The sequence below is a fragment of the Sphingobacterium sp. lm-10 genome (genome assembly GCF_023554555.1).
Classification (GTDB): domain Bacteria; phylum Bacteroidota; class Bacteroidia; order Sphingobacteriales; family Sphingobacteriaceae; genus Sphingobacterium.
Genome location: NZ_JAMJWC010000001.1, coordinates 1,812,809 through 1,834,428, shown reverse-complemented (window position 1 = coordinate 1,834,428; position 21,620 = coordinate 1,812,809). Strand labels below are relative to the sequence as shown.

Genomic DNA, 21,620 nt, shown 5'->3' with positions numbered 1-21,620 from the left:
ATTTGTTCTCAAAGAAATAAATTTATCATTATTTTTCTATATTTGAAAATGCGTGATAAAGCAGAGAAATTCTTAGAACATTATTTATTGCATCATAAAGTGGCCGCTACGCTTGAGCCAGATGATTTAATGTTATTAAGAAAGGTATTATACAACTTTATTGAGGCCAAAAAAGATTTTGTTGCCTTCAGTATGTTGCTATCATACTGCTCTCATACCTTAACCAGTAAACAAAGTTTCTCCAAGGATTTGGCAAAAATAAGTATTAGAGCGTTGGAGATGATTTTAGATGTTGAAGAATAATGTCTGACAGGCTAAACAAAAAAGGCGATACGGGGAGTATCGCCTATAATCACACTAACTATTAATAAAAACCCTATGGAACTAGGTGTTTTTCGAATCTAAAAGGCCGGATGAAAATTAGGTAAAACGTTTGTGCTTTACGATATATTTTCCCATCTAGCGATAGATAAAGATAAATAGTTATGGGATATAATACAATAGTATCGAAAAAAAAACGTTGCAAAACACTTGTAAATTTTTAAATCACTGAATATCAGTATTTTAAAAATTTATCATGCTTTGTATTGTCGATAACTTACAGTGATAATCTATCAGACTCTTTTAAAATGTATGTTTCCCAAGCCACTTGGTCTGTCTTAAAGGTAAAATTTTTCGTCTTATTTTGACTCACTGGGACTAGGCGAAAAATGATTTCTTTGTTTGGATTATCTGCAGCAGGCATGGGCAGAGGAGCAAACATCGGGTGGTCCAATGTTAAATTATGTCCCGACTTGGGACGTATTAAGTAATAAATAGATATAATCTGACTATCATTGAAGGACGACTTCTCAAAAAAATCGGTGGTGTACAGGTGCTTGATGATTTCAATCTCCAGATTACACTCTTCCAAGAATTCCCGCTTAAGTGCATCGATGATACCCTCCCCGTATTCCAGTCCACCACCAGGGAATTTAGTGAAGGCAAAATTGCCCAATTGTTCATCACTGACGAGTACTTCGTTTTGCTTGTTTACCAATATCCCATATACCCTTACGTTGAATAAAAACATGTTTGATTGTTTTTTGAGATGCTGTTAGATCTGTGCAAAACCCGATTCGACACTCAATTCATCTACACCAGCGATAGAGTAATGTCTTGGTAAGAACCAGGAGATGGTATTCATGACCTGTACATAGGCATCTTGTGTGGCAAACAATTTTGGGGTTATATTGAAAATCAGGTCCTGCGTCATGTTTTGTTCATCCTCATAATTTCGCGCAATCAGCATTACCTTACCATTATTCATGCCGGAATAGGCCAGGAATTCCCGTAAATGTGTTCTCGTCTGAGCCGGCAAGATAGCTTCCGAAGGTTGGCCTACTAAAACTTGTTCGTCTTTTGGTAATACAAAATCCTTACCGTGTTCAGAGAAGGCACTTTCATCGGTGTAAAATTCGTTGTTGAGCTTTAAATTTAGCAAATCTCCATGAGAGAATATCCAATCTGGTTGATCATTGTGTGCATTAATGACCAAGCCAAAGCCGTTAGCCAGAATAGTGTCGAGTTCATTTCGAATTACGAATGCTTTGAAATTTGTTTCTGGAGCTACTGTCCGCGCATTCATGTAGGGAAAGCTATCATTGGCCACTGCCACCTCAGGCTCTGCCAGTTGTAAATTACACTCGTCTATGTTATCTAAAAAATCTGCTATCCAATTCGCATCGCGATTCGGTAGAGGAGTCTCTAGCAAATGCTGCAGGTTGATGGTCTTTTCTAAGTTTCCTAAAGAACCTGAAGAACTCTTATTGGCATCAAAAAAATGAATCGTACTCATATCGTTTAAAAGAGGCTAAAAGTAAGTAATCTTTGCCAAATTTCGTCCCAAATATATTAATATAGGCGCTTTTAATTAGAAGAACGTGTATAGAACGATATAAAATTTTACTATTTTTGTTAGAAACCATATTTAATAATGTCTAATACGAACGCTACCCACACCGTAGATTTTGATTCATCAAAGCTCAGTTTCGAAGAGTTTCGTGATCTGATCATTAATGATTACCGCCTGGCAGTTGAAAGTAGGCAGGTGAGTTTGTTAGGTCGAAAGGAGGTGCTTACTGGGAAGGCAAAGTTTGGCATTTTTGGAGATGGAAAGGAGCTCGCGCAAATTGCATTATCTAAAGTTTTTCAGGATGGCGATTGGCGTTCTGGTTATTACCGGGATCAAACCATGGCGCTGGCATTAGGATTTACTACTGTATATCAGTTCTTCAGTCAGTTGTATGCAACACCCAATCTGGATATTGAACCCGCATCGGGAGGCCGACAAATGAATTGTCATTTTTCTACGCAGCTCTTAGATGAGGATGGACAATGGTTGAATCAGACGCAGCAAAAAAACTCTGCTTCCGATATCTCGACTACCGGCGGGCAAATGGCACGTGCTGTAGGTTTGGGATTGGCTTCCAAATATTATAGAGGGAATGAATCGCTTCGCTATTTGCAATACTTCTCTAATAATGGTGGTGAAGTGGTTTTTTGCAATATAGGAAATGCCTCCACTTCCGAAGGCGTCTTTTGGGAAACTATTAATGCTATCGGTGTAAAGCAACTGCCTATGGTTGTGTCGATCTGGGATGATGGGTACGGGATTTCAGTACCTAATGAAGTGCAGACGACAAAATCAGATATTTCGCAAGTGCTCAAAGGGTTCCAGGCAGATGAGTATGGTGAGGGCTTCGAAATTTTCAAAGTATGTGGTTGGGATTATCCTGGATTGTGCGAAGTATATAAGAAGGCGACGGATTTAGCGCGCGAGAAACATAAACCTTGTATCGTTCATGTTTACGAGATGACGCAGCCACAAGGCCATTCCAGCTCCGGCTCTCATGAGCGCTATAAGACACCGGAACGTTTAACTTGGGAAGAAGAATACGACTGTAACCTAAAGATGCGAAATTGGATGATCGAATCCGGTATCGCCGACGAAGAAACTTTAGTATTAATTGAGCAAGAGAGCAAGCAAACCGTGCGGGCGGAGCAACGACGCGCATGGACCGATTATCAGCAGCTCTTACAGGCTGACTTTGATCAGGCAATCGAATTGTTAGGTAAGATAAAAGATGAGCGAGTAGAGCTGCCATTGAAGACTTTGCAATCATTAACTGAATATGCGTTGCACGAGATTTACGGCAATGTGCGTCGCGTGCTTCGAGAGTTGCGTGGTGAGGATGTTGCGGGTAAAGATGCTTTAGTGAGTTGGTACAATCAACAGAAAAAAGTCAATCAGAATAGATACAACGATTTTCTGTTTTCCAACAGTAGCCAGCGCCCATCGTTGGTTGATCATATACAACCAGAATACAATGCAGAATCGCCTATTGTGGATGGAAGAGAAATTCTCAATGCCTGTTTTCGTGAGCATTTCGCCAAGGATGATCGTATGATCGCATTTGGAGAAGATGTGGGACAAATAGGGGATGTGAATCAGGGATTTGCAGGATTACAAGAGCAATTTGGAGCAGCGCGTATCTTTGATACCGGAATCCGCGAATCCACGATTATTGGCAAAGGAATAGGTTTAGCAATGCGCGGCTTACGTCCGATTGCGGAAATTCAATATTTAGATTACGTATTATATGCGCTTCCAGTATTAAGCGATGATCTAGCCAGTTTGAGTTACCGTACAAAAGGCAGGCAAAAAGCACCTTTAATCATACGTACTCGTGGTCATCGTCTCGAAGGCATATGGCACTCCGGCTCTCCCATGTCGGTATTACTAGGCGCACTAAGAGGTATTCACCTGTGCGTGCCTCGTAATATGACACAAGCAGCTGGTATGTATAATATGCTGCTCAAATCAGACGAGCCAGCACTCGTGGTAGAGTGTCTAAATGGATATCGATTGAAGGAGAAAATGCCTCAAAATGTTAGCGATTTCACAGTACCTCTTGGATCGGCAGAAATCGTACGCGAAGGGCAAGATATCACCGTTGTATCCTACGGTTCTACTTTACGAATCGTGCAGGAAGCCGCATTGGAATTAGAAAAATTGGGTATCTCATTAGAGATTGTTGATGCGCAATACCTCATGCCATTCGACCGTGATAAGATTTGCGCTACTTCTCTGCAAAAAACCAATAAACTATTAGTCGTGGATGAAGATTTTCCCGGTGGAGCATCTGCCTATATTTTAAGCAAGATTTTGGAAGATCAGAAAGGTTATTATTTATTAGACTGCCAGCCTCGTACCTTAACTGCCAAAGCGCATCGTCCTCCGTATGGTTCAGATGGCGATTATTTTACAAAACCTTCTTTAGACGATGTGATCGAAACAGTATACGCCATGATTAGTGAAACTAATCCGCAAAAGTATCCTGCCATCTATTAGCCGAAGAATTCAGCTCGTATCAATAAAAGATTTTTTGAGGCAGTCGAGAGACTGCCTTTGTTGTGCGTGTATTTATCGTGCTTTAATGACTGTCTTGGATTGCGGTGTATTGAATAGAGAAGCCGCGCCGATAATAGCAGCATGCTCTTGGTACTTACCCAATTCAATATTGTATGCCGCCAAGGCAGTTTTCTTACCTACGCAGATCTTTTCCCATGCTTTGGTGATATTACCTCCAATGATGAAGTTTATGGCCTCATGTTTTTCGCTGAAGTAGGCTAGAAAATCGAGCAGATGCTGCACATATTCTTCCAATAAGATCTTTGTTGACGGAAGTGCATCATGATTTTCCAAAATTTCTTTCAACCCAGGCTCCTGAATACCCGTAAGTTCTTCAAATCGTTTGGTAAACCATCGGGTCACCAGAAACTCTTCGAAGATAGATTCTCGGAAAGGCGCTTCCCATAATGCAGCATCAAAGGCTTTCTCTCCTTTAGTCCACACCGCACTACCTAAGCCGGTGCCAAGCGTAATACCTAGAACGCGATCCTTGTGCTCTAATCCTTGTGCAAAGATTTCGCCTTGTAAAAATGCCGCTGCATCATTTATATAGGATATTTTCTGAATGGGTAGGCCTGCCAAATTATCTTTAATGGGTTGTGTGACCAACATTTTATAAAGGCTGTCATACTTAGTCTGCCCAATCATCAAAGCACGGCCCTCTTCATAGTCGAATGGACCGGGCATGGCGATTCCGATCTGTTGAACTTCCTGGGGACTCAATGCTATGCAGTGGCGCATGCAATCAGTCCAATTTTGTAAAATCGATTTAGCATCTGAGGAAGAATCGACGTGCTGACGTGTAATCGTATCCTCCAGAATTACCCAGTTATCGGTATCTACAATAGCAGCAGTTATATGAGTTCCGCCAATATCACAGGCCAGAACAAAGCGTTTATCGCGCATTAGATTGGTGTTTTAATAAATGATCGGCAATCACTAAGGCAGCCATCGCTTCAACAATAATCACCGCACGTGGTACTACGCAAGGATCATGTCGGCCTTTGCCGGATATGGTTGTTTCGCTACCGCTTTCGTCTATAGTAGCCTGATCACGCATAATGGTGGCAACCGGTTTAAAGGCGGTACGGAAAGTGACATCCATCCCATTCGAGATACCACCTTGTATGCCTCCCGAGAAATTCGTCGTAGTACGCGCCTGCTTGCCTTCTTCGGCAACAAAAATATCATTGTGTTCAGAGCCTAACATTTCTGATCCGGCAAATCCCGAGCCGTATTCGAAGCCATGTACTGCATTGATACTCATCATCGCTTTACCGAGATCCGCATGCAGTTTGTCGAAGACGGGCTCGCCCAAGCCAACCGGTAGTCCGCGGATTACCGTTGATATTCTGCCGCCGACGGTATCGCCATTTTTTCGGATTTGATCGATGAATTCGATCATTTCAGCTGCCGTAGCCGGATCAGCACAGCGTACTATATTACTTTCACGGAGGTGCACTAATGCCGTTAGATCCGTTACATCTAGATTTGGTGATTCTAGCTTACCGACTCCCGATACATGAGCAAAGATCTGAATACCATGTTGCTGCAGAAAGAGCTTGGCAACCGCACCAGCGGCTACCCTCGCTGCGGTTTCGCGCGCAGATGATCGGCCGCCACCCCGGTAATCGCGGATACCATACTTAACCTGATAGGTGTAGTCGGCATGCGAGGGGCGAAACTTATCCTTGATATGAGAATAGTCTTTCGATCGTTGATCTTCATTGGGGATGTGAATAGCAATTGGAGTTCCTGTAGATTTTCCCTCAAATACACCCGACAAGAGCTGTGCTACGTCACTTTCCTTTCGTTGCGTGGTAATCTTGGACTGCCCAGGTTTTCGTTTGTCCAGCTCCGCCTGAATGAATTCTTCATCTATATCAATCTGTGACGGACAGCCGTCTATGATAACACCAATAGCTTTTCCGTGAGACTCACCGTAGGTGGTTATACGGAATAGATCGCCAAAAGAATTTCCTGCCATAGTTAAGTTTAGGTTGTAAATATATTAATTCGGCATCAAAAATATAACTTTTGATGCCGAATTATTTGTAAGGATTTGGTGCTAATCCACTAAAAGACTACTAAGTCAATGTGAATTGTTGCTCTTGTAAATGTTGCCAAAAGTCTGGGTATGACTTGTTTACTACTGCTGGTTCTTCGATGGTAACTAACGGAAAATGAAGTGCAAGTGGGGCAAAAGCCATTGCCATACGGTGATCTTCGTAAGTCGAAATCACCAACTCGTCGGGTACAACATATTCTGATGTAACCAATTTGTAGATTCCATCATGTTCAAGAAGCTTACAACCGAATTTTCCGATTTCGGTCTGTAGGGCTGCTATCCGGTCCGTTTCTTTGATTTTCAGTGTTTCCAAACCGGTAAATGTTGTTGGAATACGTAGGGCTGCAGCGATAACTACTATCGTCTGTGCCAGATCCGGACATTCCTTTAAATCTAGAAAAACAGGTTCGCGTGTAAGCGTTGCTTTCTGAATAAAAATTCCATCTTCCTGAAAAGTAGTATGTACGCCAAAATGTGTCATGATGTTTGCAATAGCAATATCACCTTGCAAGCTGTTTTTCTTCAAGCCCGGAAGAAAAAGAGATCCTTCTTTCGCTAAGGCAACCATAGCGTACCAATAGGAAGCGGCGCTCCAATCGGGCTCCACATAGAGTGTTGCCTGACCGAATGACTGTGCCGGGATAGTAATTGTTTGCTGATCCCATTGGTATTCAATTCCAGATTCGCGCAGCATATCCAGCGTCATTGTCACATAGGGCTTTGATGTTAGCTCCCCTTCAATATGAATGGTTAATCCTTTCGGAAGCGCCGGTGCCAAAAGTAATAGAGAAGATATATACTGGCTGCTGATGTCGCCTGGGATAGCCACTGCCGTTTCGGTTTGATCTAGTGGGCCATCGATGTGCAAGGGAGGATATCCCTTGTGTGCAGCGTAACTGATTTTTGCACCAATAGCCTGCAAAGCGTCTACCAGCAATTTGATGGGTCTTTCCTGCATTCGCGCACTGCCAGTAAGTTCAAACGATCCTGTTGCTAAGCTTAGAAAAGAAGTCAGGAATCGCATCGCGGTGCCAGCGGGTCCGATGTCGATCGTAGTGCGCTCATTATTTGTCGAAGATCTTTTTGCCAAAGAAAGCGCTTCGTTCATCGTGACCGTGTCGGCTGCTTCTGATAGATTGGAAACACGAACGCTACCTTGGCTAAGCGCCTGAAGGATAAGGGCTCGGTTGCTCTCGGATTTGGAACCCGTGAGCACTACCGTACCGCTTATTGTCTTGATGGCGTGCGACAACGTAACCTTTTTGACGTCGCTCATTATGCCTCTGCAATAGTTTTGCTATTCATCACTTCATTTTGCTTGCGGATAGACTCATTGTGCAATAACTCTAGGTACTTCACAGCAAATTCTTCCCCAATATTCAGCGCTTTAGCAAGCTGTACACGTTTTTGTACAATCTCATCCCAACGGTTTACTTGTAAGATAGTGACATTATTATCGCGTTTGTACTCTCCGATTTGCTCTGCAATTTTCATGCGGTCACCGATCATTTTGATAATGTCGTTATCCAGTTTGTCGATGTTCTGACGTAACTCAGACAGCTTATCTTCGAACGCAGGATTATTAGACTCTGCTTGGCGTACCGCGATATTGCTCAACATATCCGAAAGTGCTGCAGGCGTCAATTGTTGTTTTGCATCTGTCCATGCCACGGATGGGTCAATGTGAGACTCAATAATCAATCCTTGCATATCCATATCCAACGCTTTTTGAGAGATGTACGGCAGCAATTCGCGGTTTCCACAAATGTGGCTTGGGTCATTGATGATCGGTAACTCTGGGGCGATAGTTTTTAACTGGATGGCGATATCCCACATTGGTTCGTTGCGGAATGCTGTCTTTTCGAAAGAAGAGAAACCGCGGTGAATAGCCGCTAGCTTTTTAATTCCTGCGCGGTTTACGCGTTCCAGTGCACCAATCCATAGTGATAAATCTGGGTTAACTGGGTTTTTTACAATAACAGGTACATCTACACCTTTCAATGCATCCGCAATTTCCTGCACGGTGAATGGGTTTGCCGTTGAGCGCGCGCCGATCCATAGTACATCTACACCTGCAGCCAATGCTTCCTCTACGTGCTTCGCCGTAGCTACTTCCGTTGCTGTAGGCAATCCAGTCTCTTCTTTAGCTCTTTTTAGCCACTCCAAACCAATACTTCCGATTCCTTCAAATTCTCCTGGACGGGTGCGCGGTTTCCAGATGCCGGCACGCAATACATGCACTTTGCCCGTATTGGCCAATAGATGCGCTGTTGATACTACCTGCTCTTCAGTTTCAGCACTACATGGTCCAGCAATTACCAAAGGCTTGTCGCCCGTATCGATCCATGAACTTAACGGTAAGATGTCTAATGAATGTTTCATTGTTATATATGTTTTTATTTTTTTAAAAGTTTAAACGCGCTCGTTTTTAACGTACTCACCCATGATATTGAAATTCACAGAATGCTTTAATACTTTGCGGATAGCAGCGTCATAATCCGATTGTTTTTTCCATTCCACATCGACATAGAAGTCGTATTCGTTTCTCTTGCCCACTACTGGCATCGACTGAATTTTGCTTAGATTTACATTTTGCTCAGCAAAGCATTGTAGTATGATGGCTAACGAGCCTACCGCATTTCCGGTCTGGAAGGAGAGAGAAGCTTTATTGGCATTCTTTTGTTCCACCACTTCGTTTGAAAGAATAAGGAAGCGAGTAGCATTCTTTTTATTAGTTTCTATGCGACGTTCTATAATATCCAAACCATAAATCTTCGCTGCAGCTTCTCCAGCTATCGCTGCTGTGGTGGTCAATTTTTCAGACACAATGCTTTGTGCACAGGCCGCCGTATCCATACCCTCTTTTACGATCCATTCTGGATGCTCACTTAAAAATTCGTCACACTGGCGAATGGCAATCGGGTGTGATTCCACAAATTTGATGTCGGCCAATTTTGTGCCTGGCAAAGCCAACAGATGCTGCTGGATATGTAAATGTACCTCTCCTAAAATATGAAACCGATAATCTCGCAAGAGATTATAGTTTGGCAATATGCTTCCGGCAATAGAATTTTCGATCGCCATCACTACGAAATCTGCCTTGTCTTGTTTCAGCAATTCGCAGGTTCTTTTGAAGGATTCACACTCTAGTGTTTCGATGTCATTGCCAAAGTACTTGTAAGCTGCTTCTTCGTGAAAAGAGCCCTTGACTCCCTGTATTGCAATCTTTAATTTCTCAGTCTCCATGTGGATTTAATCAAAAAAAAGAGGCCCCGTTTTGTTTCGGGACCTCTGTTTACTTTTTATAGTATGTACACAATAGTATCCCCATTATTATTCGTGATAATAAAAGAAGCTAAAATACTGCTGTGTGTAAAATCTATTCATTTGTCTCGTTCTGTTTCCAAAAGTAGTGCAAAAATTGATAACTGCAAAATGTTTTATGTTTTTTTATAGAAATAAATGGATTTTTGAAGTAAATAATAAGATAATTTATGGGTAAAAAAGTGTGATTTTATCACGATATTTTAGTGGTTTTATTGGTTATAATTTGAAATATAATTTATGTAAAAGTGCTTTAAATAGCCTTTAATGTATTTTATGTCTTTATTGTCGAGCTATTTTTGTTTCATAATTATGGTGATATATTGATTTAAAAAAGATCATTTTTTTAGTGTTAAAATAGACTATTTTTATGATATATTTCGAGATTATTTTTTCGATTTGTTGTATTTTCCGCTTCGAAATATGTTTCCTAATTTTGCTACAGCATGCATTTTGTACTTATTAGCGTTTTATGTTCGGTATCTGTTGCCGTACTATTAAAATACGCACGGCGGAAAGGTTTGGATACCTGGCAAATGATTGTCTGGAATTATCCGGTAGCGGTGTGCCTAACTTATTTTATTTTTCAGCCTGATTTTTCGGCGATACCGATGCTTTCATTGCCTTGGCATCTCTATATTCCTGTTGCGGTCTTGCTACCAGCATTGTTTATGGTCTTATCACATTCTCTACGTTATGCCGGTTTAGTACAAACGGAGGTAGCGCAACGGCTGTCGCTAGTCTTATCTTTAATTGCAGCGGCGTGGCTTTTCCATGAAGTATTTAGCGCTGTTCGTATTGCAGGTATCATCATCGGGCTTATGGCGGTTGCTTGCCTAATTGGTTGGCGTAGAAGCCAACAGCAGGTTAACCAATCTCGTTATATACTTTTTCCTTTAGTGGTATTCGTTGGATATGGTGCAATCGACATTCTATTCAAAATGGTCGCCTTGCAGCCTGTTATCCCATATACGACCTCTATGTTTTTGATGTTTTCGGGCGCCATGTTACTCGCTTTAGGCTATCTGGCGTACCAACTATCACGGAAGAAACTCGTGCTTTCTGGAAAAGCGATGGGCTGGGGTTTTGCTTTGGGATTTCTAAATTTTGGCAATATATTGTTTTATATGAAAGCACATCAAGCACTGTCGGATAGTCCATCTGTAGTTTTCACAGGCATGAATATCGGTGTGATCGGACTAGGGGCGCTGCTAGGTGTTTGGCTTTTTAAGGAAAAGCTCTCGACCATGAATATAATTGGTATTGCACTTGCTGTTGTCTCCGTGTTAATGATTGCTTATCTATAGATCTGATTGGGGATAACCAATTAATACGATTTGTATTTTAGAGCTCTGCATCTTCTGGTTTTTTATTTATCTTAAAGACATGAAAAAGATACTAAGCGTTATAACCTTTCTTATCCTAATTTTTTCTTCTTGTGCAATACCCGCACAATGGTCTCAAAGATTAGATGAGTGGAGAGGGCAGCCCGAAGATTCAGTTTATTTGGTGTATGGCGCGCCGACCCGATCCCAAGAGCTAACCGACGGTAGAAAAATTGCAACCTATGACTATGAAAACATCAGTGATGGTTCAAAGATATCTGGACAAATTAGTTTTGCGATTACTGATGGTATAGTAGAAAAGACATCCGTAAAAGGTAATCGATTTGCGCTAAGCGGTAAAATTAAAGGGCCAGACGATAGGAAGATGTTTGATTAGTATTACGCAACCCACAAAATATAACTGATTAATCTATGATGAAGTTATTTTACGGAGTGGTAATCCTAATTACCGTGGCATCTTGTATGACGTATCAGCAAATGCCTGAGAATTGGCCAATTATTATGAGTGAGTGGAAAGGGCAGCCGGAAGATCAGGTTTATTTGATTTATGGCGCTCCATCACGTAGCCAGACACTGGAAGATGGTAGGAAAATCATTACATACGATTATGCAGGATCATATGATGGTGATGCGTATAATGCCGATATCACCTTTGGAATTACTAACAAAGAAGTTACTACCGCCAAGTATAATGGGAGTGTGTCTTTATTGAGAGATAAGATTAAGGCGCCGAGTGACGATCCCATAATTGATTAATTGGGTAGAATCGTTCTTAGCTCCGTGTTTCGATAAATCCCCACATTCAACGTATTTCTTTCAAAAAACAAGCTTAATACCCCTTCTTGCCTTTACGAGAACGATTTGTGAAGCACGCTGTTGTTAAGATGATTAGATATATAAACATCATCTTTAAATAGAATAATATGGCTTTAGAAACAGGAAATGAAGGACAAGTAACCAAGAAGATAGAGAGCGTAACCTCTAAAATCCCATCTGCTACATTCCTTATTGCGGCAGTGGCTGCCATGGGAGCATCACTAACACTGAAATGTTTATGCAAAGACAAAAACGCATTATTTGTAGGCCAGTGGGCAGCACCTTTTTTGCTGTTAGGCATCTACAATAAGATTGTGAAAACAGAAGGACACGACTAACGTCCGGAAAAGTAATTAGTACATGAGTCAGCATAGAGAGCCTCCTTTTTCAGGAGGCTTTTGCTTTTAGTAGGGTACTACACCACCACTACTTATTAAGTCGGAGTAGTTTTTTGTATTAAATCTTTTTCGAAAGGAGATGGAGGTAATGTTTTCTGCTATTTACTAGTATATTCTTAATGTATTTAAGACCTTTGTGAACGGTCACAATTTGATCTTAGAAAGGGCACAACATCGGTAGAGGAACATAGATTTCAGCAGCCGCTATTCTCATACAGAAAGTCAGTCCATTTTTTTTATTATACAATTATTAGGATTATTTGAGTCTATTTGAAGATACAAGTTTTGAAATTTCACTTTCCCTTTTTTAGTGTTCACAGCAGCATTATCGAGCAATTTTTAAACCTTGTAACGCTATAATGTTCCTGTAAGCTGACTATTATTTGTAAATTTGATTTACAAATAATTTACAATAATGGCGACGGTAAGAGCTGTAGTTTTAAAGCATCATAAGAAGAAGGACGGAACGTGGAATGTGAAATTAGCTATCAACCTACATTCATCCACAACATATATTGAAACTCATGCTTTTGTCGATAAAACGTATCTAGATCGCGCTGGAAAATTGAAACAATCTTATATAGAAAGGTATTTCGCTTCCAGGTTATCTCAATATAGAGATTTGATTACTGGATTAGGTACCAGAGTGAATTACATGACTTCTTCAGATTTGAAAGATTATTTAGTTCGCTCATCTCGCGAAACACATAGTGCGATTGAAATATTTTCGGAGCTTCAGAAAGAATATGACTATTGCCTTGAAAAAGGACAATCAACTAAATCGAAGTTTGTAAAATCTGTCCTTACACATTTAAAGTCTTTTACCAATCGAGAATCTCTTACTGCAATCCATATCAATTCAACCTTTGTTAAGGATTTCGAATCCTACTTAATGAAGTTGAAATTGTCTAATGGAAAGCCTTTGGCCGTTAATACCATCAATGGATATATGTCCCAGTTCAAAGCTTTCTACAAGAAGCTTAGAGATGAAAAAAATGATGCATCTATAAATCATTTTCCTGTGCCTGTCAATCCCTTTGAAAATTACAAGAAAATGAATGCGGAGGTTACTTTAAAACGAAATCTAAGTTTGCCTAATATCGCCGCAATAATGAAATACAATCCCGAAACCCAATATGAAGTGTTAGCGAAAGATATGTTTATAATCTCCTTTATGATGTGCGGAATGAATACAAAGGATATGCATACCTATTTGAACAATCCTATCGTGGGCAATAGCTTAGAATATCGACGTGTGAAAGTTATGCGTCAAAGAAAAGATGGCGCGGTAATAAATGTTTTAATCCCTGATCAGTTGAAGCCGCTTATTGAGAAATATGGTGGTCAGATCCAAAAAAGACATAATACAGTTCACTCATTGAATACTATCCTTTACTATGGCTGGAAGTCAATCTCGGAAAAGATAGGTTTTAAATGCACTATGTATTATGCTAGACACACTTTTGCTAATATCGCGCGTCAGGTTTGCAAATTTAGTAAAGAGGAAGTATCTATTGCTTTAAATCATAAGACCGGTGCCGATATCACCGATGTATACATTGATCCTGATTGGTCGGTAGTGCACAAGGTGCAATTGGGAGTAATTAAAGCAGTTGAGGATTATATCAAGACTTCTGATCAAGAGCCTTCATAACCTTCGATAGTTGTTGCTCTACCAAGGCTAACTTATTTTCAACTTCGGCTAAACGGTATGATAGAGATTGCTCTTTACTATGGAACCGTGAAGCGTATGTTAGATCCGCTACATCCATACCTAACTCCGAAAGCTTTTTAATTACTCCGGCGTTTGGTCCTTGTTTACCATTTTCGATTCTGGAAAGTGTTACTGTTGATATACCTAATTTGGACTTTAGTTCCTCAGCAGTCCAACCTTGGTCATGCCGAAAGCTGGCAATAAGCTTTCCTACTTCTGTAAAATCTGTGCTCATTTTGTGTAAATGCGTATTGTTTATTCTAGTACTCTTTTCACTACATTGTAAATCTGGATCAGATCATCCATTTTAATCTCGTAATCTGGGTACTTATCTTTATTAGGGTTTAACGAACGAAGTGTTAGTATTCCGTTTTCTAAATCTTGCTTGGCGACTTGTTTAACAACTATGCCCTCTTGTCGATGAACGAATACGAAGTTAGGCCAAGAGTGAGTATGCAACTTACTCTGCCAATATTGACGGCTGACCTCCCTACACAACATCACAGTACCATCTGGAATGGCTTCGCGAATATCTCCATTGTCCATGCTATCTCCTGATGCTTCAATAAACTTGTATGTTCCGGTTACATATTTATTCACAGTAGTAGTATATAGAGGTAGAGTGTCGATGTATTCTTGATCTTGATATCCCAATAGATAGCCCGCTTGTGCATGAATTGGTATCAATTCCGCGGTTAATAGGTAATAACCAGGACTGATCTCTTTGAGACCCTGATCAGTTGGAGCTTGCTTGATCTCTCCGATTGCTTTGGCGTTGCTGGCTGAGACCTTTGGCAATACAATTTCCTCTTCCTCAGATGTAAGAGGTATTGCGTTAACCACAGCTCTAACTTTAGCAATGTCATCATCTTTCTGAAAATCACCGTTTTTCAATAGATTAATAAGAACACCTCTACTAAAACCTATGTAGCCCTCACGATCTCTATCGGTCAGATCTTCTTGTCTAACGCGATATTTTTTCAAGAGGGATTTCAAAAATTGCCCTTTATGTAACATGTGTGTGTATATGTGCTAAAATTATTCGGTTGACTGCCAAAGAATTAGCTGTTTATTCAAAACATTTAAAACAATAAATATCTTAAATGTTTTGAATGTTCATAATGTTATCTATCTTTGTATTGTCAAGTCAAACAAATATAACATTTTAAACTGCCTTTGTGCAATGTGTGTACCAAGAACTTAATTAGAAACAAAAATGAACAAAAAAGATGATTGAGATAACTGATAAGGTGCCATCGCCAGTTAAAACGAAACTGGGAGGCATCATGGAAAAATTGGAGGTCGGGCAATCGTTTCCGATTGAATATGGTAGAGAGAAACAAGCTCGTCAGGAGGCTTGGAATTTATTCCACCGAATCAATCCAACCACCAATCTACCCATGAGCGAAAAGAAATTCACCGTAAGACGTGATCCAAACGATGTTGCAAACTTTAGATGTTGGAGGGAAGAATAATGAATACGATACCAATGGATATAGGGTTAGCGGCTATGCTCAAAGAAGCTGCAAAGGTAGGCGCAAAAGCAGCGTTAGTTGAAGCGGGTCTGGAACGTGAGAATGTTTCTTATACCTATGCTTGCAAAAGATACGGCAAAGCACGTGTAGATAGATGGTTGCAATCGGGACAGCTGAATTACCGTCAAGATGTATTTGGGTCAACAAAGCGCGAGCTCAGCAAAGTGGATTTGCAAGCGCTGAACTCTGGTGAAAAAATGGTTGGACATATTAAAATAACGTGAACAAATGACCAAGGAACAAATAAGAGAGATTCTCGAACAATTGCTATTCGAGATCCGTGATATTCGCAAAGCAGTATCGGAAATCAGAGAAGATGCAGAAGCGGCTGATTTAATTTAATGAAAATGCGCAGCGGGAGGCAAACTAAAGCGCTATTAAAAACCGGGCAATGGCCCATTAAACTCTAACAAAGAATGAAGGGACGTATTTCGTCACGGGGTGTGCAGCAAGGCAGTACATTACCCGAAATCGGCAGAATTAAAGTAGGGGAGAAATCACAGAGAGGATTACCTACATCATTAGACTATTTCCGGGCTACCGGAGATTTTGCAAATAGATTCCACAATCTATTTGGAGAAAAACCTACAGAATTACACGTAGCTTTTGTATCGAACGACCTTTCAGAGGTATGTAATGAACAGTTCGAAGCCTGGGAGAAGGGCAAGCGTTGGGGATATGGTAATGGAGAGACTTTCACCATATGGGATGCCACCGGTGGTGCTGATCGTAAAGGCGGATATATCGCCGATGTACCAAAGGATGATCCACGAGTGAAGGCAATCAAAGGATGGGCACGAACATTAACACTTCGTTTTGTACTGCTTGAAATGAAGGGGATTTTGGGTTATTGGACGTTTTCTACGAAGGCTAAGGAGACAACAATTCCTTCGATAGTCAAGGCATTTGATATGGTTATGGAGCGCAGCGGTTCGATAATTGGATTTCCGTTTTCATTAATGGTGAAGAAAGTTCAATCCTATTCCCCAGGAATGGCAAAGAACTACCCAATAGTTCAACTGGTACCAAATTTTACAGAAGAAACTATTGAGGCGGTACGGGCTTATGTGGAATCAGGAGCAGACTTGAACCGGCTTACGACAAATATGATCACATCTGGGAGTCTGTTGCAGCTGGGGTCGGGGAGTGCGAACGGTGCGAATGCAGTTGAGGATGTAGAACCGGAGGAGGTGAAGTAATGGATCTGCAAGTAAATCTATCAAAAAACCTGAAACTACATTATCTAGAAGAAAATGTAGTGAGTGAAGATAATCAGTTAGTTTCTATCCAATTCAATTTTACATTTTTTGGAGAGTATTGTCATGCTGTTATTTCGAGAAAATGTCTTGAATCAAGCAATGGAAGCGTAGTGTTTGCTGAATCTCCTAGCGAATTACATGATTCATTTATTGAATCCATTGAGGATACTCATTGGGATAAACTAAAAGATTATTGGAGAGAATTTGAAACCCAATACAATTGCGAAAATCAAAAACAACAGGAGGACTAACCCATGTCAATTACATTCGAAAATATAAGCACGGACTGGTTTAACGATCAAGCCCTCCGTTTACCCAATTATAAAGTAGGTCGTGTAAACTTTGGCCAAGGTCGTAGCTACATTCGACTAAATCAAGATGGCGCACCGGTAGAATCCCCTTTGCGTTTGTACACTAGCCTTACCACAGCCATTAATGCGTGCGCGCCTATGGAGCAGCCATTGCTTGAATGGTACGTGAAGCACGGTTTAAAAGAAGCTGGCCGTTTGCTGGAACTTAGTCAGCATTACGGTACCATGATGCATTTAGAAATAGGAAAGTTCCTAATCAATGGCGAATATGACTTTGATCGCGTCGAGTTCGTCGTGGAAGATTACCTATCCGCAGAGAATTACTATCAACCCGATACAAAAGAATGGCCGGAAAAGCTACGCAATGACCTAGCGGCATTCATCCAATTCTACATAGACTACAATATAGTACCACTGGGTATTGAATACGTTTTGCTAAGTGATCGAGGATACGGTACGCTCATAGATTTGGTCTGCAATATGACTATTCAGGTTGATGGATTCTCAGATACTGAGGTGTATAAGTCCGGCCCTAGAAAAGGGCAACCAAAAGAATGTAAAGTGCCTCGCCAGATCCGTGCAATCATCAACTTTAAATCAGGTCGTCATGGATTCTATCGTACCAATGGCCTACAGTTAGAAGCAGAGCGCCAGCTTTGGGAAGAGAATTTTCCAGATCTTCCGTTGGATGCTGCATGTAACTGGTCACCTAAAGAATGGCGAGGTGATACGCCAACCTACAATTTTAAAGATTGGACTGGCGATATCACCACTGCTGAGGTTGATGCGGTAATGACTTTGGCTGATATTCGATATGCATCCAAAGCACAAGGTAAAACCTACACCAGTATTGGCGGCACTTTTTCGATTGCGGATCGCGGGCGGGGTTTGTCTGGCGTAATTCGTAAAGAAGGAATCGGTGAATATGTCGGCCGCAAGTTTGGGCATGCTTCACCGGATATGGAGCCAATAATCCGGCCAACTGCAAAGGCAGGCTCTACTTCGCTTATCGAACCAACCCCTAACCCTTTACCGTTTTAGATCATGAGTACCACTCAACCGAACACGGCGATCATGCCATTCACTCAAACAGACCTGCAAAGTGCAGGATCTGTTTATCATATTGCTGTAGGTTTCCAAGAAAAGTATCGCGCTAAGCAGGTCGCTTTGCTCGCCAAAGCAGCTGCCAATGGCGCTAAACTCCCCAAGGAACTGGATGAGGAATTGATGAACTGGCAGGTATCTGCAAAAAAGGCGGTTAAGCATATCGAAGAGCAGCGCAAACCATTCACCGAGAAGGCGCATGCATTTATCAAAGCATTTACCGGTATTGAAAATACGTTGGGTAAAGAGCTTTACGATCCAATCCAGCAGCTGCGCGATAAGTCTGCCAAAATACATGCGGAAGAAGCTGCTGCAGCACGAGCCAAAGAACAGGCAGAGCTGGCCGCAAAGCAAAAGCGAATAGATGATATCGCGCAGCTGGAGGCTCAACTACGTAATGGTTATGCAGCTCACTTGACTAACGTTAAGCAGACTATGCTCACGGTGTATAGCGGAGCGACACTCGGCCAAATTGATGAAGCAAAGGAAGTACTAGAGCAATTCGTGGGAGCCGCGCTATCAGATGAATCTTGGAATACCATTGCATTGGTTGGCGATGCTGAGCTGATCGCAGAGGTGCGCACACAAGAACGCTTTGATGCATGTGCTGATCATTTTACAGCAGAAATAACCAAATATGCAGAATATCTGCTATCGCTAATCCCACAGCGTCGCGCAGAATTGGAAGCCGGAGTGGCCGAGAGTAAAGCGGCTGCTGAGCTTGCTCGCAAACAAGAGCAGGAAGCCGCTGCTGCCCAACTTGCCGCCCAGCAAAAAGCAGATGCAGATGCTGCTAAAGCTAAGCAGGCAGCGACAGTTACCGTTATGGTAGCTCAGGCTAATCGCGAAGTGGAATCGCCCAAGGCGATTGAGTCTTATTCGATGGTAGTGGGTAGCATCGATGGCTGGCGTGCGGTGGTAGAATACTATCTAACAAATAGCGGTACCGGTGCGGATGGATTGGGCAAGATAAAGCTCGATCAAATGGCAGCATTTGCCGAACGCCAGGCTAAAGCAACTGGAGAAATGATTACTCATTCTGGTGTTACCTACGAGCCGAAATATAAAGCAGTTGCTCGAGCCACCAAAAGAAAGGTAGCGTAATGGTAATACTCATTAAAATAATTGTTGTGCTAGTGGTTTTTCGGTCAATCGGGTATAGAGAACGTAAACCAAAAAACAACCAGTAAACACACTAGTGTGTTGCGGTGTTCTACCATAATAGAATTGTATAATTAAAAACTAAATAAAGATGTCGAATAGAACATTAACAGGGTCAATTGCCCTAACAAAATTGCCTCAGGCTGTTATCGTTGATAAAAAGAATAAGGCTGGAGAGATGGTAAAATGTGTTTTGCTTCCAATCGATGGAAACAGCATGACCGAAAAAGATGGTGCCGTTTATATGGATGTCCGTGTAGTGATTCGCGAGGAGCAGGATCAGTATGGCCAGAATGGGTTTATCGCAAAATCATTGCCTACTGAGGTATACAAAGCCAATAAAGACAATGAGAAATGGATTAATGATCATCAGCCGATTTTGGGCAATGTGAAAGATTGGTCACAAGGCAGTAACTCCGCTCCGGCAGAGACTATCGCCGAAGACGACGATCTACCTTTCTAGTCGAGCAAACCTTAGTAGCGGTTGAGGGAGGCAACCCCTTCCGCTACTTCTTATTTAAATCTCTAACAATACTAGGTCGGCAAAACTGGAGGCCTGGTTTAAGAATTATACAATGCGAAATCAGCAGATTTTTTGCACGATACCTACATGGAAGGGGGTACCGGCATGAAAGTGACTACACCAATCAAACTCCGTCCATACCAACAAACATTCGTAAACAAACTCGCTGTTGCGTTGCGTGATCACCGCAGGGCAATTGCATGTGCGCCAACTGGATCCGGAAAGACTAAAATGTTTATTGAAGTGGCACGCAAAGCAACTGCCAATGGCCGGGCCGTAGTGATCATCAGCGAAACGGCAAAGATTTACGATCAAATCATTAATGAGGCTGGCGGCCATGAAATTGCCAAAGGAGTAAAGCATGTGACGATCCGCGGTGGTGAGCTCTATATTGCTATGGCGCAAACTCTCACGCGCAGGCCGCTCATCCTACATCAACTTTCTGCACTTGAATTTCCTCCGCTGATCATTGTGGACGAGGCTCATATCGGTACACCATCAAATATCATCCGACAGTTGATCGAGGTGAGTAATCCATATATCTTGGGTTTTACTGCCACTCCAGATGGCCGCGTGGCTAAGCATCTGGCCGAACTGTATAATACTTGCGTAGTTTGCTGTCAAGTCGATGAATTAATCCAGCAAAGTTTTCTTTGCTCGTATCAGCACCTAGCCAGGACAAAAGCAGATACGGATATTTTGGAATTGCGCAATGGTGAGTATACTGAGCAATCACAGGCCGCTGCTTTCTCAACTGCTGCTGTCTATGATGGTATTTTCGATGACCTACGCACCACTCCATTCACTAAGTGCATGATCTTCGTTGCCTCAATTAAGCACGCAAAAGATATGAACCATCGATTGCAGGCAGAAGGCTTTGCATCAGTTGAATATCATAGTCAGCTGGAAAATGGCGCGTATCAGCTTGCGAAATTCACGCAACTAGGCGAAGCCGATATATGTGTATCAGTTGCTAGTTTGACTAAAGGCTTCGACTGCCCAACTGTGGATTTAGTGATCCTAAATCGAGCCACTACCTCATTGCCGCTTTATTTGCAAATGATTGGACGCGGATCACGCCCAGTATGGAATGCAACCGGCCAGCTAATCAAGTCAAAATTCCGAGTTCTGGATTATGGTGGTAACTGGGAGCGACATGGTTTATATTTCGAAGATCGTGATTGGGAGAATATGTGGGAAGTGAAAAAGCGTAGCAAGAAAGGCGAAGGCGTTGCACCGGTTGCCCTGTGTCCAGAGTGTGAATCGATCATCCCAACTACGCAGCGCATTTGCCAGTTCTGCGGACACGAACGTCCACTTACAGCAAAAGAATTGGAGCAAGGTGAGCTAGTCGAGGTTACTCGGCATTATACGGACTTAGTAGGACGTAGAGTAAGTGAGCTTTCGCCCAATGAGCTTGCCGTGTATGCAAAAATGAAAAAGAAGCAGCCTTTTGCCGCGCGTGTAGCTCGGGCTAAAGATCAAGAGCGTCAGGGCTTCCTTGAAGCGTTCACCGCTGCTATGGGCTACAAGTCCAGTTGGGTAGACCATCAGCGGAAGATGATCGGGGTAAGTAAAATTGAATTCGTAGATATTACATTAGTTTAG

Annotated in this window: 24 protein-coding genes; 15 read left to right on the top strand and 9 right to left on the bottom strand. The window is 41.9% G+C overall.

Features of this window, described 5'->3' with window-relative positions:
* Positions 1–48 precede the first annotated feature (48 nt).
* On the top strand, positions 49–303 hold the full coding sequence (locus M8998_RS07510) for a hypothetical protein (protein WP_249991924.1): 255 nt from the start codon (positions 49–51) through the stop codon (positions 301–303).
* Positions 304–598: 295 nt separating this feature from the next.
* Here M8998_RS07510 and M8998_RS07505 read toward each other — a convergent pair whose 3' ends face one another.
* Entirely contained in the window at positions 599–1,072 is a 474-nt protein-coding gene (locus M8998_RS07505; RefSeq protein WP_249991922.1) for an NUDIX hydrolase, read from the bottom strand.
* 24 nt (positions 1,073–1,096) lie between these two features.
* Positions 1,097–1,837 (bottom strand): hypothetical protein, encoded by a 741-nt coding sequence (locus M8998_RS07500; RefSeq protein ID WP_249991920.1) that lies wholly within the window; start codon positions 1,835–1,837, stop codon positions 1,097–1,099.
* Between the two features lie 138 nt (positions 1,838–1,975).
* Here M8998_RS07500 and M8998_RS07495 point away from each other — a divergent pair, with 138 nt between their 5' ends.
* Positions 1,976–4,393: an alpha-ketoacid dehydrogenase subunit alpha/beta gene (locus M8998_RS07495; protein WP_249991918.1), complete on the top strand. Its 2,418-nt coding sequence runs from the start codon at positions 1,976–1,978 to the stop codon at positions 4,391–4,393.
* A gap of 72 nt (positions 4,394–4,465) precedes the next feature.
* Here M8998_RS07495 and M8998_RS07490 read toward each other — a convergent pair whose 3' ends face one another.
* The 5 genes from M8998_RS07490 to M8998_RS07470 form a co-directional block, all read right to left on the bottom strand.
* On the bottom strand, positions 4,466–5,359 hold the full coding sequence (locus M8998_RS07490; protein WP_249991916.1) for an ROK family protein: 894 nt from the start codon (positions 5,357–5,359) through the stop codon (positions 4,466–4,468).
* Positions 5,349–6,440: a chorismate synthase gene (gene aroC, locus M8998_RS07485; RefSeq protein WP_249991914.1), complete on the bottom strand. Its 1,092-nt coding sequence runs from the start codon at positions 6,438–6,440 to the stop codon at positions 5,349–5,351. Before aroC ends, M8998_RS07490 begins: the two co-directional genes overlap by 11 nt.
* Before the next feature lie 100 nt (positions 6,441–6,540).
* Positions 6,541–7,797 (bottom strand): 3-phosphoshikimate 1-carboxyvinyltransferase, encoded by a 1,257-nt coding sequence (gene aroA / locus M8998_RS07480; RefSeq protein WP_249991913.1) that lies wholly within the window; start codon positions 7,795–7,797, stop codon positions 6,541–6,543.
* A complete protein-coding gene (locus M8998_RS07475; RefSeq protein WP_249991911.1) occupies positions 7,797–8,903 on the bottom strand; it encodes a chorismate mutase in 1,107 nt (368 codons plus the stop codon). The genes aroA and M8998_RS07475 overlap by 1 nt, the downstream gene beginning before the upstream one ends.
* Before the next feature lie 30 nt (positions 8,904–8,933).
* The gene (locus tag M8998_RS07470) at positions 8,934–9,767 is read right to left on the bottom strand and encodes a prephenate dehydratase (RefSeq protein WP_249991909.1); all 834 of its coding nucleotides are present in this window, start codon (positions 9,765–9,767) and stop codon (positions 8,934–8,936) included.
* 524 nt (positions 9,768–10,291) lie between these two features.
* On the opposite strand from M8998_RS07470, the gene M8998_RS07465 reads away from it, so the two are divergent.
* The 5 genes from M8998_RS07465 to M8998_RS07445 all read left to right on the top strand — a co-directional run bounded on the left by M8998_RS07465 (position 10,292) and on the right by M8998_RS07445 (position 14,059).
* On the top strand, positions 10,292–11,152 hold the full coding sequence (locus tag M8998_RS07465) for an EamA/RhaT family transporter (RefSeq protein WP_249991907.1): 861 nt from the start codon (positions 10,292–10,294) through the stop codon (positions 11,150–11,152).
* A gap of 79 nt (positions 11,153–11,231) precedes the next feature.
* Entirely contained in the window at positions 11,232–11,567 is a 336-nt protein-coding gene (locus M8998_RS07460; RefSeq protein WP_249991905.1) for a hypothetical protein, read from the top strand.
* Between the two features lie 35 nt (positions 11,568–11,602).
* On the top strand, positions 11,603–11,947 hold the full coding sequence (locus tag M8998_RS07455; RefSeq protein WP_249991903.1) for a hypothetical protein: 345 nt from the start codon (positions 11,603–11,605) through the stop codon (positions 11,945–11,947).
* Positions 11,948–12,114: 167 nt separating this feature from the next.
* On the top strand, positions 12,115–12,345 hold the full coding sequence (locus M8998_RS07450) for a hypothetical protein (RefSeq protein WP_249991901.1): 231 nt from the start codon (positions 12,115–12,117) through the stop codon (positions 12,343–12,345).
* A gap of 475 nt (positions 12,346–12,820) precedes the next feature.
* Positions 12,821–14,059, top strand: coding sequence for a phage integrase SAM-like domain-containing protein (locus M8998_RS07445; protein ID WP_249991899.1), 1,239 nt, complete (start codon positions 12,821–12,823; stop codon positions 14,057–14,059).
* On the opposite strand, the gene M8998_RS07440 is transcribed toward M8998_RS07445, so the two are convergent.
* Both M8998_RS07440 and M8998_RS07435 read right to left on the bottom strand, forming a co-directional pair.
* Entirely contained in the window at positions 14,031–14,354 is a 324-nt protein-coding gene (locus tag M8998_RS07440) for a helix-turn-helix domain-containing protein (RefSeq protein ID WP_249991898.1), read from the bottom strand. The genes M8998_RS07445 and M8998_RS07440 overlap by 29 nt on opposite strands.
* 20 nt (positions 14,355–14,374) lie before the next feature.
* Positions 14,375–15,136, bottom strand: a complete 762-nt coding sequence (locus M8998_RS07435) for a S24 family peptidase (protein ID WP_249991897.1) — start codon at positions 15,134–15,136, stop codon at positions 14,375–14,377.
* Between the two features lie 212 nt (positions 15,137–15,348).
* Here M8998_RS07435 and M8998_RS07430 point away from each other — a divergent pair, with 212 nt between their 5' ends.
* The 8 genes from M8998_RS07430 to M8998_RS07395 all read left to right on the top strand — a co-directional run bounded on the left by M8998_RS07430 (position 15,349) and on the right by M8998_RS07395 (position 21,620).
* A complete protein-coding gene (locus tag M8998_RS07430; RefSeq protein ID WP_249991895.1) occupies positions 15,349–15,594 on the top strand; it encodes a hypothetical protein in 246 nt (81 codons plus the stop codon).
* Positions 15,594–15,878 carry a hypothetical protein gene (locus M8998_RS07425; protein ID WP_249991893.1) on the top strand — a complete coding sequence of 95 codons (285 nt, stop codon included), beginning with the start codon at positions 15,594–15,596 and terminating at the stop codon, positions 15,876–15,878. The genes M8998_RS07430 and M8998_RS07425 overlap by 1 nt, the downstream gene beginning before the upstream one ends.
* A gap of 192 nt (positions 15,879–16,070) precedes the next feature.
* Positions 16,071–16,853, top strand: a complete 783-nt coding sequence (locus M8998_RS07420; RefSeq protein ID WP_249991891.1) for a recombination directionality factor — start codon at positions 16,071–16,073, stop codon at positions 16,851–16,853.
* The gene (locus M8998_RS07415) at positions 16,853–17,164 is read left to right on the top strand and encodes a hypothetical protein (protein ID WP_249991889.1); all 312 of its coding nucleotides are present in this window, start codon (positions 16,853–16,855) and stop codon (positions 17,162–17,164) included. The genes M8998_RS07420 and M8998_RS07415 overlap by 1 nt, the downstream gene beginning before the upstream one ends.
* Before the next feature lie 3 nt (positions 17,165–17,167).
* Entirely contained in the window at positions 17,168–18,265 is a 1,098-nt protein-coding gene (locus tag M8998_RS07410) for a hypothetical protein (RefSeq protein ID WP_249991887.1), read from the top strand.
* Positions 18,266–18,268: 3 nt separating this feature from the next.
* The gene (locus M8998_RS07405) at positions 18,269–19,432 is read left to right on the top strand and encodes a hypothetical protein (protein ID WP_249991885.1); all 1,164 of its coding nucleotides are present in this window, start codon (positions 18,269–18,271) and stop codon (positions 19,430–19,432) included.
* 148 nt (positions 19,433–19,580) lie between these two features.
* Entirely contained in the window at positions 19,581–19,952 is a 372-nt protein-coding gene (locus M8998_RS07400) for a hypothetical protein (protein WP_249991882.1), read from the top strand.
* Between the two features lie 132 nt (positions 19,953–20,084).
* Positions 20,085–21,620, top strand: coding sequence for a DEAD/DEAH box helicase (locus M8998_RS07395; protein WP_249991880.1), 1,536 nt, complete (start codon positions 20,085–20,087; stop codon positions 21,618–21,620).